General features: G+C 46.2%; 14 protein-coding genes. 7 read left to right on the top strand and 7 right to left on the bottom strand.

The window, feature by feature from the left end; all coding sequences use genetic code 11:
- Nucleotides 1–207: 207 nt before the first annotated feature.
- Nucleotides 208–1,413 (bottom strand): sodium/glutamate symporter, encoded by a 1,206-nt coding sequence (gltS, locus tag JDW22_RS10660; protein ID WP_000599533.1) that lies wholly within the window; start codon nt 1,411–1,413, stop codon nt 208–210.
- Between the two features lie 443 nt (nt 1,414–1,856).
- Between gltS and JDW22_RS10665 the strand changes: the two genes are divergently transcribed.
- The 3 genes from JDW22_RS10665 (at nt 1,857) to JDW22_RS10675 (ending at nt 3,250) form a co-directional block, all read left to right on the top strand.
- A complete protein-coding gene (locus JDW22_RS10665) occupies nt 1,857–2,177 on the top strand; it encodes an antibiotic biosynthesis monooxygenase family protein (RefSeq protein ID WP_000562370.1) in 321 nt (106 codons plus the stop codon).
- Nucleotides 2,170–2,556, top strand: a complete 387-nt coding sequence (locus JDW22_RS10670) for a hypothetical protein (RefSeq protein WP_000460651.1) — start codon at nt 2,170–2,172, stop codon at nt 2,554–2,556. Before JDW22_RS10665 ends, JDW22_RS10670 begins: the two co-directional genes overlap by 8 nt.
- Nucleotides 2,557–2,626: 70 nt before the next feature.
- The gene (locus JDW22_RS10675) at nt 2,627–3,250 is read left to right on the top strand and encodes an ArsR/SmtB family transcription factor (RefSeq protein ID WP_001280391.1); all 624 of its coding nucleotides are present in this window, start codon (nt 2,627–2,629) and stop codon (nt 3,248–3,250) included.
- Here JDW22_RS10675 and tetR(B) read toward each other — a convergent pair.
- Entirely contained in the window at nt 3,228–3,851 is a 624-nt protein-coding gene (gene tetR(B), locus JDW22_RS10680) for a tetracycline resistance transcriptional repressor TetR(B) (RefSeq protein WP_000088605.1), read from the bottom strand. The genes JDW22_RS10675 and tetR(B) overlap by 23 nt on opposite strands.
- An 81-nt stretch (nt 3,852–3,932) precedes the next feature.
- Here tetR(B) and tet(B) point away from each other — a divergent pair, with 81 nt between their 5' ends.
- Nucleotides 3,933–5,138, top strand: a complete 1,206-nt coding sequence (gene tet(B) / locus JDW22_RS10685) for a tetracycline efflux MFS transporter Tet(B) (RefSeq protein WP_001089072.1) — start codon at nt 3,933–3,935, stop codon at nt 5,136–5,138.
- Between the two features lie 112 nt (nt 5,139–5,250).
- Here the strand turns inward: tet(B) and tetC are convergent, their stop codons facing one another.
- Nucleotides 5,251–5,844, bottom strand: a complete 594-nt coding sequence (gene tetC, locus JDW22_RS10690) for a tetracyline resistance-associated transcriptional repressor TetC (protein ID WP_000428546.1) — start codon at nt 5,842–5,844, stop codon at nt 5,251–5,253.
- An 87-nt stretch (nt 5,845–5,931) separates the two neighbouring features.
- Here tetC and JDW22_RS10695 point away from each other — a divergent pair, with 87 nt between their 5' ends.
- Nucleotides 5,932–6,348 carry a helix-turn-helix domain-containing protein gene (locus JDW22_RS10695; protein WP_000275180.1) on the top strand — a complete coding sequence of 139 codons (417 nt, stop codon included), beginning with the start codon at nt 5,932–5,934 and terminating at the stop codon, nt 6,346–6,348.
- A gap of 9 nt (nt 6,349–6,357) precedes the next feature.
- On the opposite strand, the gene JDW22_RS10700 is transcribed toward JDW22_RS10695, so the two are convergent.
- On the bottom strand, nt 6,358–7,566 hold the full coding sequence (locus JDW22_RS10700; RefSeq protein WP_001339197.1) for an IS4-like element ISVsa5 family transposase: 1,209 nt from the start codon (nt 7,564–7,566) through the stop codon (nt 6,358–6,360).
- Between the two features lie 153 nt (nt 7,567–7,719).
- Between JDW22_RS10700 and aph(3'')-Ib the strand changes: the two genes are divergently transcribed.
- Nucleotides 7,720–8,523, top strand: coding sequence for an aminoglycoside O-phosphotransferase APH(3'')-Ib (aph(3'')-Ib, locus tag JDW22_RS10705; protein WP_001082319.1), 804 nt, complete (start codon nt 7,720–7,722; stop codon nt 8,521–8,523).
- Nucleotides 8,523–9,359, top strand: coding sequence for an aminoglycoside O-phosphotransferase APH(6)-Id (locus JDW22_RS10710; RefSeq protein WP_000480968.1), 837 nt, complete (start codon nt 8,523–8,525; stop codon nt 9,357–9,359). The genes aph(3'')-Ib and JDW22_RS10710 overlap by 1 nt, the downstream gene beginning before the upstream one ends.
- Before the next feature lie 110 nt (nt 9,360–9,469).
- Here JDW22_RS10710 and JDW22_RS10715 read toward each other — a convergent pair whose 3' ends face one another.
- The 3 genes from JDW22_RS10715 to JDW22_RS10725 all read right to left on the bottom strand — a co-directional run bounded on the left by JDW22_RS10715 (nt 9,470) and on the right by JDW22_RS10725 (nt 15,587).
- Entirely contained in the window at nt 9,470–10,567 is a 1,098-nt protein-coding gene (locus JDW22_RS10715; RefSeq protein ID WP_200523059.1) for a relaxase/mobilization nuclease domain-containing protein, read from the bottom strand.
- Between the two features lie 75 nt (nt 10,568–10,642).
- On the bottom strand, nt 10,643–11,170 hold the full coding sequence (mobC, locus tag JDW22_RS10720) for a plasmid mobilization relaxosome protein MobC (RefSeq protein WP_200523060.1): 528 nt from the start codon (nt 11,168–11,170) through the stop codon (nt 10,643–10,645).
- Between the two features lie 82 nt (nt 11,171–11,252).
- Nucleotides 11,253–15,587 (bottom strand): MuF-C-terminal domain-containing protein, encoded by a 4,335-nt coding sequence (locus JDW22_RS10725; protein WP_200523061.1) that lies wholly within the window; start codon nt 15,585–15,587, stop codon nt 11,253–11,255.
- Between the last annotated feature and the right edge of the window lie 38 nt (nt 15,588–15,625).

Below are 15,625 nucleotides of genomic sequence, written 5' to 3' on the forward strand. Positions count from 1 at the left end.
ATTTCTACGGACTATTCTAACGAATAAAGTATAAATAATCAGATATACTCGTCATAATTCAAATTTTGGTTTAGTTGTCACGAGAATTAATTCGTAAACGTGCAAGCTAAATAGATTGACTAGGGGAATATACGGGGTAAGAAAGCGGCTCGGCATACTGCCCTATAATAAATTGTTAGGAGAAGTACGCCGAGTAGTGTGTAGCTATTAGGTAAAGTATGTACCAATTTCAATAAATATTTTAATTAAGATACTGTTTGAAATATCAACAATAAAGGCACCGACCATAGGAACGACAAGGAAAGCTTTATGTGATGGTCCAAATGCTTTTGTGACTGTTTGCATATTCGCAATTGCTGTTGGTGTTGCTCCCATACCAAAGCCACAGTGACCCGCGCTGATCACGACAGCATCATAATCTTTGCCCATCATTTTGAAGGTGACAAAGCAGGCAAATAGCACCATGACAACAGTTTGTACAGCAATGATAATTAATACTGGCCCTGCCATGCTTGCCAATTGACCAAATTTTAATGACATTAACGCCATTGCCAAGAAAAGCGATAAAGCAACGCTACCTAATACATCGACGGTCGGCTCAAACACTTCGTGTTTAAATACATGAGTCAGTGTATTACGGATAATAATACCGACAAATAAACACCAGACAAAAGTAGGCAGTTGCAGAAAAGTATCTTTAAACAATGCACTGATATAGCCACCAACAACAATACAGATAATCAGCATTGAAATGGTTTCAATAACGTTATTTGCATTGATTTTTCTTTTGACGCTTGGTTGCTCAAAAGCTTCAACGATAGTGTCGCGCTCTTGCTCGGTTGTTTTAGGAATAGAGACCTTTTTCAAAAGATGACGGGCAACAGGGCCGCCAACTAAACCACCCAACACTAATCCAAGTGTTGCACAAGCCATCGCTAATTCAACGGCGCCTGTTACACCATATTTATCAGCGAGAATAGGGCCCCATGCTCCGGCATTACCATGACCACCTGTTAGAGTAATTGAACCTGCAATTAAGCCAATAAATGGACTTTCATTCATCATGACAGCCATACTCATGCCGACAGTATTTTGAATGGCGATTAGGATCGTTACTGCAATAGTTAATAGAACTAACGGCTTTCCTCCTTTAATCAGTCGAGAAAAGTCAGAACTTAGCCCGATAGAGGAAAAGAATGTGAGCATTAATAAACTTTGCAATGAAGCATCAAAAGTAAACGAATAACCTGATGTTTTATCAATAATTAACAGAACAATTGCAACAATAAAGCCACCAACGACGGCTTCTGGTATGTGGTTTTTTTGTAGGAACGGGGTAAATTTTACGACAAACATTCCTATGAGTAGCGCGATACATGCGACTAATAATGTATAACTGGCATCTAGGATCATTTTTTTACCTCTATTAGTTTACCAGAATTTTCACTATAACAATTTAACAATAGTGAAAAATGAAGTTACTTTGGTTAACTAATCTTTAACAATGAGTTTTATTAGGGTATCCATAACTTTTAGTTAATAGGGTCATAATTTTAGTGTGATCTTAATCATGAAATATTAAAAAGATTAAAATAACAACAATGGTATTTAATGATGGGTAAACCTAAATACCATGCGGGATCCGCACTATTTTCGGTGATAGCAAAAAATAAAAAAGTATAAATAATAAACAAAATTATAAGAGAAGGAGAACATGATAAGCGCAGGCCGAGCAATTTAAAGAAGTGTGATATACAACATAAAACAGCAGCATGACCTTTCTATATTTCGTTGCTTATCGAAGTGTTAATTTTCGGGTGGATTACTCTGTTTGTTGATTAATAACGGAGAAAAATATGATTGCTGTAATATTTGAGGTGCAAATACAACCCGACCAACAAACTCGCTATTTGACTTTAGCTGAGGAGTTAAGACCACTATTAAGTCATGTAGCTGGTTTTATTTCAATTGAACGTTTTCAAAGTCTAGCTACAGAAGGAAAAATGTTATCGCTATCTTGGTGGGAAAACGAATACGCAGTTCTGCAATGGAAAAATCATGTTTTACATGCGAAAGCTCAACAAGAAGGGCGAGAGTCAATATTTGATTTTTACAAAATTAGTATTGCTCATATTACTCGCGAATATTCATTTAAAAAGGACAAGGATAATGTTTGATGTTCACGTTGTTTTAGATAATCAAATAGGACAATTAGCATTACTAGGAAAAACATTAGGTAATAAAGGTATTGGATTGGAAGGGGGAGGGATATTTACGGTTGGTGATGAATGCCATGCTCATTTTCTTGTTGAACAAGGAAAGGAAGCTAAAATAGCGCTAGAGCAAGCTGGACTGTTAGTACTTGCGATCCGGACACCATTAATTCGTAAGTTAAAACAGGAAAAACCGGGGGAACTTGGCGAAATAGCACGAGTATTGGCGGAGAATAACATTAATATTTTAGTGCAATACAGTGACCATGCTAACCAACTGATATTAATAACGGACAATGATAGTATGGCTGCATCTGTTACGCTCCCTTGGGCAATAAAGTGAACTTGCGATGGCTAATTTAATACGAAAAGAGGTTACCTTTGAGTCCTCAATAGCCGCGATAGGGGCGGCTATGTCTGACATTTCACGAGTTAAAATACTCAGTGCTTTGATGGATGGGCGAGCTTGGACGGCCACTGAGCTAAGTTCTGTGGCGAATATATCAGCTTCAACGGCGAGCAGTCATTTATCTAAATTATTAGATTGCCAGCTAATCACAGTAGTAGCTCAAGGCAAGCATCGTTATTTTCGGCTAGCAGGAAAAGATATTGCTGAATTGATGGAAAGTATGATGGGGATCTCCTTAAACCATGGCGTACATGCCAAAGTTTCCACGCCAGTGCATTTACGAAAAGCACGTACTTGCTATGATCATTTAGCTGGCGAAGTTGCCGTTAAGATCTATGATTCCCTTTGTCAACAGCAATGGATCACTGAAAATGGTTCAATGATCACATTAAGTGGTATTCAATATTTTCATGAAATGGGAATTGACGTTCCTTCCAAACATTCACGTAAAATCTGTTGTGCGTGTTTAGATTGGAGTGAACGCCGTTTCCATTTAGGTGGGTACGTTGGAGCCGCATTATTTTCGCTTTATGAATCTAAAGGGTGGTTAACTCGACATCTTGGTTACCGTGAAGTTACCATCACGGAAAAAGGTTATGCTGCTTTTAAGACCCACTTTCACATTTAAGTTGTTTTTCTAATCCGCATATGATCAATTCAAGGCCGAATAAGAAGGCTGGCTCTGCACCTTGGTGATCAAATAATTCGATAGCTTGTCGTAATAATGGCGGCATACTATCAGTAGTAGGTGTTTCCCTTTCTTCTTTAGCGACTTGATGCTCTTGATCTTCCAATACGCAACCTAAAGTAAAATGCCCCACAGCGCTGAGTGCATATAATGCATTCTCTAGTGAAAAACCTTGTTGGCATAAAAAGGCTAATTGATTTTCGAGAGTTTCATACTGTTTTTCTGTAGGCCGTGTACCTAAATGTACTTTTGCTCCATCGCGATGACTTAGTAAAGCACATCTAAAACTTTTAGCGTTATTACGTAAAAAATCTTGCCAGCTTTCCCCTTCTAAAGGGCAAAAGTGAGTATGGTGCCTATCTAACATCTCAATGGCTAAGGCGTCGAGCAAAGCCCGCTTATTTTTTACATGCCAATACAATGTAGGCTGCTCTACACCTAGCTTCTGGGCGAGTTTACGGGTTGTTAAACCTTCGATTCCGACCTCATTAAGCAGCTCTAATGCGCTGTTAATCACTTTACTTTTATCTAATCTAGACATCATTAATTCCTAATTTTTGTTGACACTCTATCATTGATAGAGTTATTTTACCACTCCCTATCAGTAATAGAGAAAAGTGAAATGAATAGTTCGACAAAGATCGCATTGGTAATTACGTTACTCGATGCCATGGGGATTGGCCTTATCATGCCAGTCTTGCCAACGTTATTACGTGAATTTATTGCTTCGGAAGATATCGCTAACCACTTTGGCGTATTGCTTGCACTTTATGCGTTAATGCAGGTTATCTTTGCTCCTTGGCTTGGAAAAATGTCTGACCGATTTGGTCGGCGCCCAGTGCTGTTGTTGTCATTAATAGGCGCATCGCTGGATTACTTATTGCTGGCTTTTTCAAGTGCGCTTTGGATGCTGTATTTAGGCCGTTTGCTTTCAGGGATCACAGGAGCTACTGGGGCTGTCGCGGCATCGGTCATTGCCGATACCACCTCAGCTTCTCAACGCGTGAAGTGGTTCGGTTGGTTAGGGGCAAGTTTTGGGCTTGGTTTAATAGCGGGGCCTATTATTGGTGGTTTTGCAGGAGAGATTTCACCGCATAGTCCCTTTTTTATCGCTGCGTTGCTAAATATTGTCACTTTCCTTGTGGTTATGTTTTGGTTCCGTGAAACCAAAAATACACGTGATAATACAGATACCGAAGTAGGGGTTGAGACGCAATCGAATTCGGTATACATCACTTTATTTAAAACGATGCCCATTTTGTTGATTATTTATTTTTCAGCGCAATTGATAGGCCAAATTCCCGCAACGGTGTGGGTGCTATTTACCGAAAATCGTTTTGGATGGAATAGCATGATGGTTGGCTTTTCATTAGCGGGTCTTGGTCTTTTACACTCAGTATTCCAAGCCTTTGTGGCAGGAAGAATAGCCACTAAATGGGGCGAAAAAACGGCAGTACTGCTCGGATTTATTGCAGATAGTAGTGCATTTGCCTTTTTAGCGTTTATATCTGAAGGTTGGTTAGTTTTCCCTGTTTTAATTTTATTGGCTGGTGGTGGGATCGCTTTACCTGCATTACAGGGAGTGATGTCTATCCAAACAAAGAGTCATCAGCAAGGTGCTTTACAGGGATTATTGGTGAGCCTTACCAATGCAACCGGTGTTATTGGCCCATTACTGTTTGCTGTTATTTATAATCATTCACTACCAATTTGGGATGGCTGGATTTGGATTATTGGTTTAGCGTTTTACTGTATTATTATCCTGCTATCGATGACCTTCATGTTAACCCCTCAAGCTCAGGGGAGTAAACAGGAGACAAGTGCTTAGTTATTTCGTCACCAAATGATGTTATTCCGCGAAATATAATGACCCTCTTGATAACCCAAGAGGGCATTTTTTACGATAAAGAAGATTTAGCTTCAAATAAAACCTATCTATTTTATTTATCTTTCAAGCTCAATAAAAAGCCGCGGTAAATAGCAATAAATTGGCCTTTTTTATCGGCAAGCTCTTTTAGGTTTTTCGCATGTATTGCGATATGCATAAACCAGCCATTGAGTAAGTTTTTAAGCACATCATCATCATAAGCTTTAAGTTGGTTCTCTTGGATCAATTTGCTGACAATGGCGTTTACCTTACCAGTAATGTATTCAAGGCTAATTTTTTCAAGTTCATTCCAACCAATGATAGGCATCACTTCTTGGATAGGGATAAGGTTTTTATTATTATCAATAATATAATCAAGATAATGTTCAAATATACTTTCTAAGGCAGACCAACCATTTGTTAAATCAGTTTTTGTTGTGATGTAGGCATCAATCATAATTAATTGCTGCTTATAACAGGCACTGAGTAATTGTTTTTTATTTTTAAAGTGATGATAAAAGGCACCTTTGGTCACCAACGCTTTTCCCGAGATCTCATCTATTGAAACAGCTTGATAGCCTTTTTCAACAAACAATATTCGTGCTGAGTTAACCAGTGATTGATAGGTACTCTTAAAATTTTCTTGTTGATGATTTTTATTTTCCATGATAGATTTAAAATAACATACCGTCAGTATGTTTATGGTATCATGATGATGTGGTCGTGACAATCTTAAGAACATTTAGGTTATTTTATGTATATTGAACAGCATTCTCGCTATCAAAATAAAGCTAATAACATCCAATTAAGATATGATGATAAGCAGTTTCATACAACGGTTATCAAAGATGTTCTATTATGGATTGAACATAATTTAGATCAGTCTTTACTGCTTGATGATGTGGCGAATAAAGCGGGTTATACCAAGTGGTATTTTCAGCGGCTGTTCAAAAAAGTAACAGGGGTCACACTGGCTAGCTATATTCGTGCTCGTCGTTTGACGAAAGCGGCTGTTGAGTTGAGGTTGACGAAAAAAACTATCCTTGAGATCGCATTAAAATATCAATTTGATTCCCAACAATCTTTTACACGTCGATTTAAGTACATTTTTAAGGTTACACCAAGTTATTATCGGCGTAATAAATTATGGGAATTGGAGGCAATGCACTGAGAGATCCCCTCATAATTTCCCCAAAGCGTAACCATGTGTGAATAAATTTTGAGCTAGTAGGGTTGCAGCCACGAGTAAGTCTTCCCTTGTTATTGTGTAGCCAGAATGCCGCAAAACTTCCATGCCTAAGCGAACTGTTGAGAGTACGTTTCGATTTCTGACTGTGTTAGCCTGGAAGTGCTTGTCCCAACCTTGTTTCTGAGCATGAACGCCCGCAAGCCAACATGTTAGTTGAAGCATCAGGGCGATTAGCAGCATGATATCAAAACGCTCTGAGCTGCTCGTTCGGCTATGGCGTAGGCCTAGTCCGTAGGCAGGACTTTTCAAGTCTCGGAAGGTTTCTTCAATCTGCATTCGCTTCGAATAGATATTAACAAGTTGTTTGGGTGTTCGAATTTCAACAGGTAAGTTAGTTGCTAGAACCCATGGCTCCTTTGCCGACGCTGAGTAGATTTTAGGTGACGGGTGGTGACAATGAGTCCGTGTCGAGCGCTGATTTTTTCGGCCTTTAGAGCGAGATTTATACAATAGAATTTGGCATGAGATTGGATTGCTTTTAGTCAGCCTCTTATAGCCTAAAGTCTTTGAGTGACTAGATGACATATCATGTAAGTTGCTGATAGGTTTCCAGTTTTCCGCTCCTAGGTCTGCATATTGTACTTTTCCTCTTACTCGACTTAACCAGTACCAACCCAGCTTCTCAACGGATTTATACCATGGCACTTTAAAGCCAGCATCACTGACAATGAGCGGTGTGGTGTTACTCGGTAGAATGCTCGCAAGGTCGGCTAGAAATTGGTCATGAGCTTTCTTTGAACATTGCTCTGAAAGCGGGAACGCTTTCTCATAAAGAGTAACAGAACGACCGTGTAGTGCGACTGAAGCTCGCAATACCATAAGTCGTTTTTGCTCACGAATATCAGACCAGTCAACAAGTACAATGGGCATCGTATTGCCCGAACAGATAAAGCTAGCATGCCAACGGTATACAGCGAGTCGCTCTTTGTGGAGGTGACGATTACCTAACAATCGGTCGATTCGTTTGATGTTATGTTTTGTTCTCGCTTTGGTTGGCAGGTTACGGCCAAGTTCGGTAAGAGTGAGAGTTTTACAGTCAAGTAATGCGTGGCAAGCCAACGTTAAGCTGTTGAGTCGTTTTAAGTGTAATTCGGGGCAGAATTGGTAAAGAGAGTCGTGTAAAATATCGAGTTCGCACATCTTGTTGTCTGATTATTGATTTTTCGCGAAACCATTTGATCATATGACAAGATGTGTATCCACCTTAACTTAATGATTTTTACCAAAATCATTAGGGGATTCATCAGGGTTGAGCCACCTCCGCGCTTCATCAGAAAACTGAAGGAACCTCCATTGAATCGAACTAATATTTTTTTTGGTGAATCGCATTCTGACTGGTTGCCTGTCAGAGGCGGAGAATCTGGTGATTTTGTTTTTCGACGTGGTGACGGGCATGCCTTCGCGAAAATCGCACCTGCTTCCCGCCGCGGTGAGCTCGCTGGAGAGCGTGACCGCCTCATTTGGCTCAAAGGTCGAGGTGTGGCTTGCCCCGAGGTGATCAACTGGCAGGAGGAACAGGAGGGTGCATGCTTGGTGATAACGGCAATTCCGGGAGTACCGGCGGCTGATCTGTCTGGAGCGGATTTGCTCAAAGCGTGGCCGTCAATGGGGCAGCAACTTGGCGCTGTTCACAGCCTATCGGTTGATCAATGTCCGTTTGAGCGCAGGCTGTCGCGAATGTTCGGACGCGCCGTTGATGTGGTGTCCCGCAATGCCGTCAATCCCGACTTCTTACCGGACGAGGACAAGAGTACGCCGCAGCTCGATCTTTTGGCTCGTGTCGAACGAGAGCTACCGGTGCGGCTCGACCAAGAGCGCACCGATATGGTTGTTTGCCATGGTGATCCCTGCATGCCGAACTTCATGGTGGACCCTAAAACTCTTCAATGCACGGGTCTGATCGACCTTGGGCGGCTCGGAACAGCAGATCGCTATGCCGATTTGGCACTCATGATTGCTAACGCCGAAGAGAACTGGGCAGCGCCAGATGAAGCAGAGCGCGCCTTCGCTGTCCTATTCAATGTATTGGGGATCGAAGCCCCCGACCGCGAACGCCTTGCCTTCTATCTGCGATTGGACCCTCTGACTTGGGGTTGATGTTCATGCCGCCTGTTTTTCCTGCTCATTGGCACGTTTCGCAACCTGTTCTCATTGCGGACACCTTTTCCAGCCTCGTTTGGAAAGTTTCATTGCCAGACGGGACTCCTGCAATCGTCAAGGGATTGAAACCTATAGAAGACATTGCTGATGAACTGCGCGGGGCCGACTATCTGGTATGGCGCAATGGGAGGGGAGCAGTCCGGTTGCTCGGTCGTGAGAACAATCTGATGTTGCTCGAATATGCCGGGGAGCGAATGCTCTCTCACATCGTTGCCGAGCACGGCGACTACCAGGCGACCGAAATTGCAGCGGAACTAATGGCGAAGCTGTATGCCGCATCTGAGGAACCCCTGCCTTCTGCCCTTCTCCCGATCCGGGATCGCTTTGCAGCTTTGTTTCAGCGGGCGCGCGATGATCAAAACGCAGGTTGTCAAACTGACTACGTCCACGCGGCGATTATAGCCGATCAAATGATGAGCAATGCCTCGGAACTGCGTGGGCTACATGGCGATCTGCATCATGAAAACATCATGTTCTCCAGTCGCGGCTGGCTGGTGATAGATCCCGTCGGTCTGGTCGGTGAAGTGGGCTTTGGCGCCGCCAATATGTTCTACGATCCGGCTGACAGAGACGACCTTTGTCTCGATCCTAGACGCATTGCACAGATGGCGGACGCATTCTCTCGTGCGCTGGACGTCGATCCGCGTCGCCTGCTCGACCAGGCGTACGCTTATGGGTGCCTTTCCGCAGCTTGGAACGCGGATGGAGAAGAGGAGCAACGCGATCTAGCTATCGCGGCCGCGATCAAGCAGGTGCGACAGACGTCATACTAGATATCAAGCGACTTCTCCTATCCCCTGGGAACACATCAATCTTACCGGAGAATATCGTTGGCCAAAGCCTTAGCGTAGGATTTCGCCCTCTCCCGCAAACGACCCCTAAGTTACCGCTCCATTCCGTCATCGCGTGTTTGGGTTTTCTTGCGCTTGGGTTGGGTGGTGGTATTTTGTTGTTTAGGTTGTTGCTGCGCCATGGTTTGCTTGCGTTGCTGTTCCAGTTGCGCACGGATTTGGTCATACATTTTTTGCGCCCGGGTATCGTATCCTGCTTGGGCGACTTGCTGGGCAAGTTTGGCGATGTCTCGCGCTTCGGTTTTCATACCGTTCAAGTAGAGTTGCTTGGCCAGCGATTGATAGCGTTTGAGTAGTGCGCTCCTTGTTTCTTGGCTGCGTGTTTGGTAAGGATTGTGCGGGCGTTGTTGGGTTTCTAGGGCGGTTTTTAGGCTGCCTTGTTGCTCAGCGGTGATGCGTGATGTTTGCCGCGCGGGGGCTAATCGCTCATCAATAGCGCGGACAATGCCGTTTTCTCCTTTGATGCTTTTGCCGCGATGCTGGCGGCGGGTGGCAGCGCATTGCACGCCTTCGTCGCGTAACTTTTCGGCGAAACGAACGCGCCATTCAAATAGGTCGTTTTTGCGTGGATTGATGCGTTGCCCTAGATTGTCGCGCATCAGCACCGCTAGATGGACATGGGGATGGGGTGGCTCGCCTTCACGGTCGGATTCATGGTGAAGCGCGAAGACGTATTCATGGTTGGAAAATTGTTCAGCGGCAAATTCTCGGGCGGCATTTAACACGGCTTGGGGCGGCGTGCCTGCGGGCATGGATAGGACAATGTTTAATGCTTCTCTGTGCGCGGTGTCGTCAGCAATGCCAAAACGGTTTTGCCAATTTTCCAAGTGTTGTCGCACGGCTTTTTTGCTTTGAATTTGCTCACCATTTTGGTTTTCTAAAACGACTTCACCGTTGCGTGAAATGTAGTCCAAATGGTTACGGATGCCTTTCATGCCTTTGGAGTTTTGGCTGTGGCGTTTGGGGATTTTAACCATCACTTCGGGGTGCTTGCGGGCGGCAGCTTGGAGATTGGTTAGAGCGGTGTTGTTTTTGAGTGGTTTGTGCGATGTGCCGCTGCGTATTTTCTTTTGTTTGCCGTGTACGGCATGGGTGCGGTATTGGAGAAACCAGTCATCTAGGTTTTTCATGGGTATCTTTCGGATGCAAAAAAAGCAGCCTGAAAACGCTGTTTATGGTTTTCAGGCTGCCTTACAGGAGGAAAATTAGTTTTCTTGGCGCGTGCGGTGTTCTTGAATGATGATGCCAACACGTTTAACGTGTTCGGTAATGATTTGTTCAAGCTCGGCAAGTTGGCGTTGTGTAAGCGATGCGCCCTCGCCTGTGTTTAAGTGGCGTGCGATTTGGTTAATGTTGCGCCCGATTGCGCCAAGTTGAACGTTGGATTGATAGAGCGCGGTAATTTCGTTATCCGTGAGTATGGGGTGTTGTTCTATGTATTCTGCCAAAATGTAGAGTGCGCGACGGTTGGGCGACATTTTGCCTTGTTGCGCGGCGGTATGGATGTACTCGGCGATATGGGGTGGCAGTTTGAGTTCTAATCGTGTTTTGGCTTCGGTGGTCGTGGAGTGTGTGGGTGGTTCGGCAGTAGGGGATTGTTTAGCAAGTTCTGCGAGCAGTAAATCACGAGCAAGTAGAGAGATGTTGGTTTTGCCGTATCGCTGTTTGGATAAGGCGGCAAGGTGGGCGCAAGTTTCTTGGGATAAACCATAAACTTTGATGTAGTTACTCATCATCACATCCTTTTAACATATTGAAAACAATTAAATAACATCAAAAGGCAGCCTGAAAGCTATTTTTCAGGCTGCCTCTCGCTTAATCACTCATGCTCATGCCGTTGTCTTTGCCTTTTTGCTTGCCTTTGGCAGCTAATGTTTGTTGCTGTGTTTGCTGCTGTTGTGAGGGTTCAAGCGTGGGCAGGTTGATTCTGTTGCCTTGAATCATGTTAGACAATGTTTGGTAAACACTACGGCGCATAAATTCACGCTCATCAGGGGTTTTGTGCGGCATTTTTTCCAATATTTGCAAATACGCAACTTCAACCTTACGCATCATCGCCATATCGTCTTTGGACAAACGGTTGAGCTTTTTGTGATAGTCATTCATCAAACCATTGGTTTTGTCTGGCGATACGGTTTCCGATGCCGTGCGCTGTTCTGCGCTAGGCTGCTCTGCTTTTGCTGCGCCAGCCGTAACCTGTTCTTGGATTTGGGTGGCGTGCAATTTCTGCTCGGTCGTTTGCGCTTGCGTAACCTGCTTGTCGGCTTCGGAGCGCAGCGGGGTGAAGTCGGGCGATGCCGTTCGCTCGATGATTTGGATTTCAAACGAATTGCGTTTGCCATCTTTGCCTTTGTCTATCAATTCCACCTTGTCGCCCACTTGCGCACCGCTTTCTTTCATAGCACGTTCTAAATCCATGCCCCAGCGTTCCCATTGTTTGTCATCTTTTTCCAGCAAGACGAAATAACTCATGCCTTTGTCGGGATTATGGTTGTAATGGTCTTTGCCATGGGCAACGAGGCGCGCGCCCAATTCTTTACTTGGGGTTTCTCGCGCGGGTTTGTTTGGCTCGGGGGCTAGGGGTTGATGCTCAATGCTGTTGCGACTGCGGTTTTCGCGCTGGTTGGCCAGTAATGCTAAATCTTCTTTGCTGGGTTTGTAGCCAGAGGTGGCAATGCCGCGCAAATTAGCTTCTAACCACATTTGCTGTTTAAATTCTGCGCCGCCCGAGATTTTGATGCTGCCCCAGTTTTTGGCTTGGGCAACGTCCAACATATCGCTGATGGTTTGCGCATCGTTTTTGGGCGTGGAAAGTTTGTTGCCTTTGTCTTGAAACACAACGGTGTTATGGCTGTTGATGTCTGAATAATTCAAATGCCCCAACAATCCGCTGTTGGTTTGAATGTAGCGTGATTGAATGTTGCTAGGCACGCTGTAATGGTGGTCAAGAATAGGCTGGGGCTTGCTGATTTCAGGCTGCTTTTCTGTGTTTTCAGCATCACGCTCGGGTTTTTGCATTGAATTTTGCTGTAAAACACGTTCGGCAGCGGCATCACCCGCAAAGCCTGCGGCAACGCTAGCGGCAGTTTTTGCCATGCTACTACCTGGAATGGCAGCGTCTAACGCAGTATCTGCAGCTATGCCTATTGCTGCACCAACGGCGGCTTCTTGGGTAAATTGCTGTGCCGACTCAATCCGCTCTTTTTCCTTGGCACGCCGTAGGTTCTCTTGCACTTCGGCGGCGGAAATGGTTTCAAGCTGGGGTTGGGCTTCGGTGGGTTGCGTTGGGCTTTGAGTCTGTTCTTGCGTGATGCCGCCGAACTCAATGCTGTTTTCTACTGTTTGAGCTTCGAATGCCGGGGCTTCGGATGGGGTCATATTGGTGTCCTGTTGGTTTGAACTTGGCAATGGTTCGCCTTGTGTGTTTTCAGGCTGCCCAACAACTTGCGTTTCCGATGGCTCAGAAACAGCAACAGCCGCGTTATCGGCGGCTGTGGGTTGGGATGGTTCGGGTGGTTGGGCTGTTTCAGGCTGCCTTTGCGGCTGCACGGCGGTTGGCTCTTGATGCAGTTTGTGTTCATGTTCCGCTGCTTGGCGCATTTGGAAGGTCATTTCGCGTATCAGAGTGGATAGATTGTCTAAATGGATAGGTTTGCCGCCCAGTATGTTTTCAGACACTGCAACATAACCACCGCCTTTGTCTGCTTCAATTTTGTCCACCATCAATTCCCCTCCGTAGTCTGCCAAATGGATGCGGGCGATTTCTCGTCCGTTGGGCAGGACTTGGTATTCAAAGGAAAAATCGGCAGGGAGGTTAAGGGCGGATAGTTCGTCGGCAAAGGTGGGAGACGCAGCATTTTCAGGCTGCCCACTTTGGCTTTGCGGAAACTCACCATGTTCATTTTCAGGCTGCTGTGGCATTTCTGCCGCACGTTCAGCCAAAATCTTGTTTACTGCGCCGCGCACATAAATACCTTGTTCTGCCATTTCGCTCATCATGGCTTCGCGCTCGGCGGCATCGGCGATTTGGGCAACGTTTTGGGCGTGGCGTTGGATGTCTTCGGGGGTGGGGGATTGTGCCATTTGGGCTTCCTTTTTAGGTTGGGTTAAATTTTGACTTGGCAATGGATTTTCAGGCTGCCTATGGGCATTTTGCCATTGCGCCAAATCGCTTTCTGTTTTAATATGGCGGTAAGAAAGTTCAGTCTCAGACGTAATATCCCAATGCAATTGAAGCGGATGGGTAGTCAAAAATTCCTGAACTTTCTTTTTGTTTGCATATAGCAAATCATCTTGAAACGCGCGTTCCAGCTGCGTATCGCTTCTGCCATACACGCTCACCACATCAATCAAATCTGCCCCGTGTTTGCCTTTGCCTTTACTCAAATGCACTGCCGCAATGACGGGTTTTTCTTTATCGTTTTCACGTTCATGCAACCGGGTTAAAACCACAAGTGAATTGCTTTGGGTGGCGGATTTGAATACCGCTATCGGGTCGTTCATTTCGCCGGGCAACAGCTTTAAGTCATCGGGATTTACCGCATGGCGGTTTTTGTCGTAGGCGTTTTGGCGGTTGAGGTAATCGGCGACGGCTTTTTCAATCGTGCCTCCTGCAATGCGGACTTTGCCTTGCGGCACACCCAGTATTTGCAATACATCAGGCGTTGTGCCCAGCTGGATGTAGCCTGCGGGGACTTTGCCCGTCACCACGTTATCTACTGCTTGCGTGAAGGGGGTGTTCTCGCTCGTTGGTGATGGCTTTGCCGTTTCAGGCTGCGGTTGCGGGGCTGCCTTGCGTTCCTCAAGAATACCGTTCACCGCGCCGCGAATATCTACCCCGCGCTGCGCCAACTCGGCAATCAGCGCATTGCGGTGTTTCTCGTTGCGCTCACCGCCAAATTTTTCCAGTACATATTCCGCGCGAAAGCGTAATCCCGCTTCGTCCGGCGGCAGAGTTTCGGGGCTTTCCTGCGGGCTTTCGGGGGCTTTGTTTTGTATGTGCGCGATTTGACGGGCAATTTCAGGCTGCATGGCGGCGACCTGGGCAGTGCGCTCTGCCGACAAGGGTGTGCCGAGTGCCTCTTTGACAGCATCCATGCCGTGAATTTCCGCCAAGTCGTTAAAGTCGCTGGGGAACTGTTCTTTGCCGTCTGCGTCCAATTGTCCGTGCCGTTGTTGCCATACGGTGATGTCGCGGGCATCAAATTCGGGCAGCCTGATTTGGGCGCGCCCGCCCAAGATGGCAGCGGCTTCGGCGGCTTTGGTTAAACCTTTTTGGCTCGCGCGGTCGTTGTCGGCGGCAAGGTAAATAGGGGTGTCGGCGGGCAGATTGCCGCGCCCGATGATGCGGGCGGCAACGACGGGCAGATTGCCCGCGTCAAAAGCAATCACCACGGGCTTGCCCGTTGCCAAGTGGACGCTGGCGGCGGTGGCGTAACCTTCGGCGAGGTAAAAACCTTGTGCCATATCGGCGTGCGTGCCATTGAGGATGGCGTAGCCGCCGCTTTTTTGTCCGCCTGCCAAAAAGCGTTTTTGTCCGCTTTCTTCAATCTGTTGCAGATTGACCAGCTCGGTGTTGCCTGTTTGCCCGTTGCGCGAGTAAATCGGGATGACCAGTTTGTTCTGCCCTTTGTAACGATTGATGCGGATGCCTGCCACGGCGGTTACTTCTTGGATGCCTTTGCTTTGCAGATAGGGATGCGCCAAATCGGCAGCGGTGAGGGCTTTGGCATTGCGCCAAATGGCATGCGCCAGTCGGGCGGCGGATTGATGGCGCACATGGTTATACGCCGCCCAAATTTCGTCTTGCGTGGCGCGTTCCCGGGCGATTAGGGCGCGCTGCTCCGGGTTGGGGGCGACGTAGGGCTTTTCGGGGCGGTAACCGTTGTCGCGAGCTTGCTTAAACAACGTGGCAACGGTGATGCCGCCTGCTTTAGACTTGGCGGATTTCCAAGTGGCTTCGGCAACACTAGCCTTGTAGTTGTCGCCTTGTCTTGACCAGTCGTGCCATAAGTCTTTGCCGTTTTCGCCGAGTGCGTCTTTGATGGCGTATGCCATCGGATACCAGTCGGCATAACTGGACGGGGTGGGGATGTAGGATAAGGCGGTGCGCACTTCGTCATAAGTGGGTGGGGCGTAGTCGGTAGGCATGGGAGGCTCCTTTGTCGGATGGGAATGGGGAAAAAGGC

Origin of the sequence: Kingella bonacorsii (assembly GCF_016623605.1) — a bacterium.
Taxonomy (GTDB): domain Bacteria; phylum Pseudomonadota; class Gammaproteobacteria; order Burkholderiales; family Neisseriaceae; genus Kingella_B; species Kingella_B oralis.

Bases quoted from the DNA above. Each gene is read 5' to 3' on its own strand.
- gltS (WP_000599533.1), bottom strand. From the start codon at position 1,413: ATGATCCTAGATGCCAGTTATACATTATTAGTCGCATGTATCGCGCTA.
- JDW22_RS10665 (WP_000562370.1), top strand. From the start codon at position 1,857: ATGATTGCTGTAATATTTGAGGTGCAAATACAACCCGACCAACAAACT.
- JDW22_RS10670 (WP_000460651.1), top strand. From the start codon at position 2,170: ATGTTTGATGTTCACGTTGTTTTAGATAATCAAATAGGACAATTAGCA.
- JDW22_RS10675 (WP_001280391.1), top strand. From the start codon at position 2,627: ATGTCTGACATTTCACGAGTTAAAATACTCAGTGCTTTGATGGATGGG.
- tetC (WP_000428546.1), bottom strand. From the start codon at position 5,844: ATGGAAAATAAAAATCATCAACAAGAAAATTTTAAGAGTACCTATCAA.
- JDW22_RS10695 (WP_000275180.1), top strand. From the start codon at position 5,932: ATGTATATTGAACAGCATTCTCGCTATCAAAATAAAGCTAATAACATC.
- JDW22_RS10700 (WP_001339197.1), bottom strand. From the start codon at position 7,566: ATGTGCGAACTCGATATTTTACACGACTCTCTTTACCAATTCTGCCCC.
- JDW22_RS10710 (WP_000480968.1), top strand. From the start codon at position 8,523: ATGTTCATGCCGCCTGTTTTTCCTGCTCATTGGCACGTTTCGCAACCT.
- JDW22_RS10715 (WP_200523059.1), bottom strand. From the start codon at position 10,567: ATGAAAAACCTAGATGACTGGTTTCTCCAATACCGCACCCATGCCGTA.
- mobC (WP_200523060.1), bottom strand. From the start codon at position 11,170: ATGAGTAACTACATCAAAGTTTATGGTTTATCCCAAGAAACTTGCGCC.
- JDW22_RS10725 (WP_200523061.1), bottom strand. From the start codon at position 15,587: ATGCCTACCGACTACGCCCCACCCACTTATGACGAAGTGCGCACCGCC.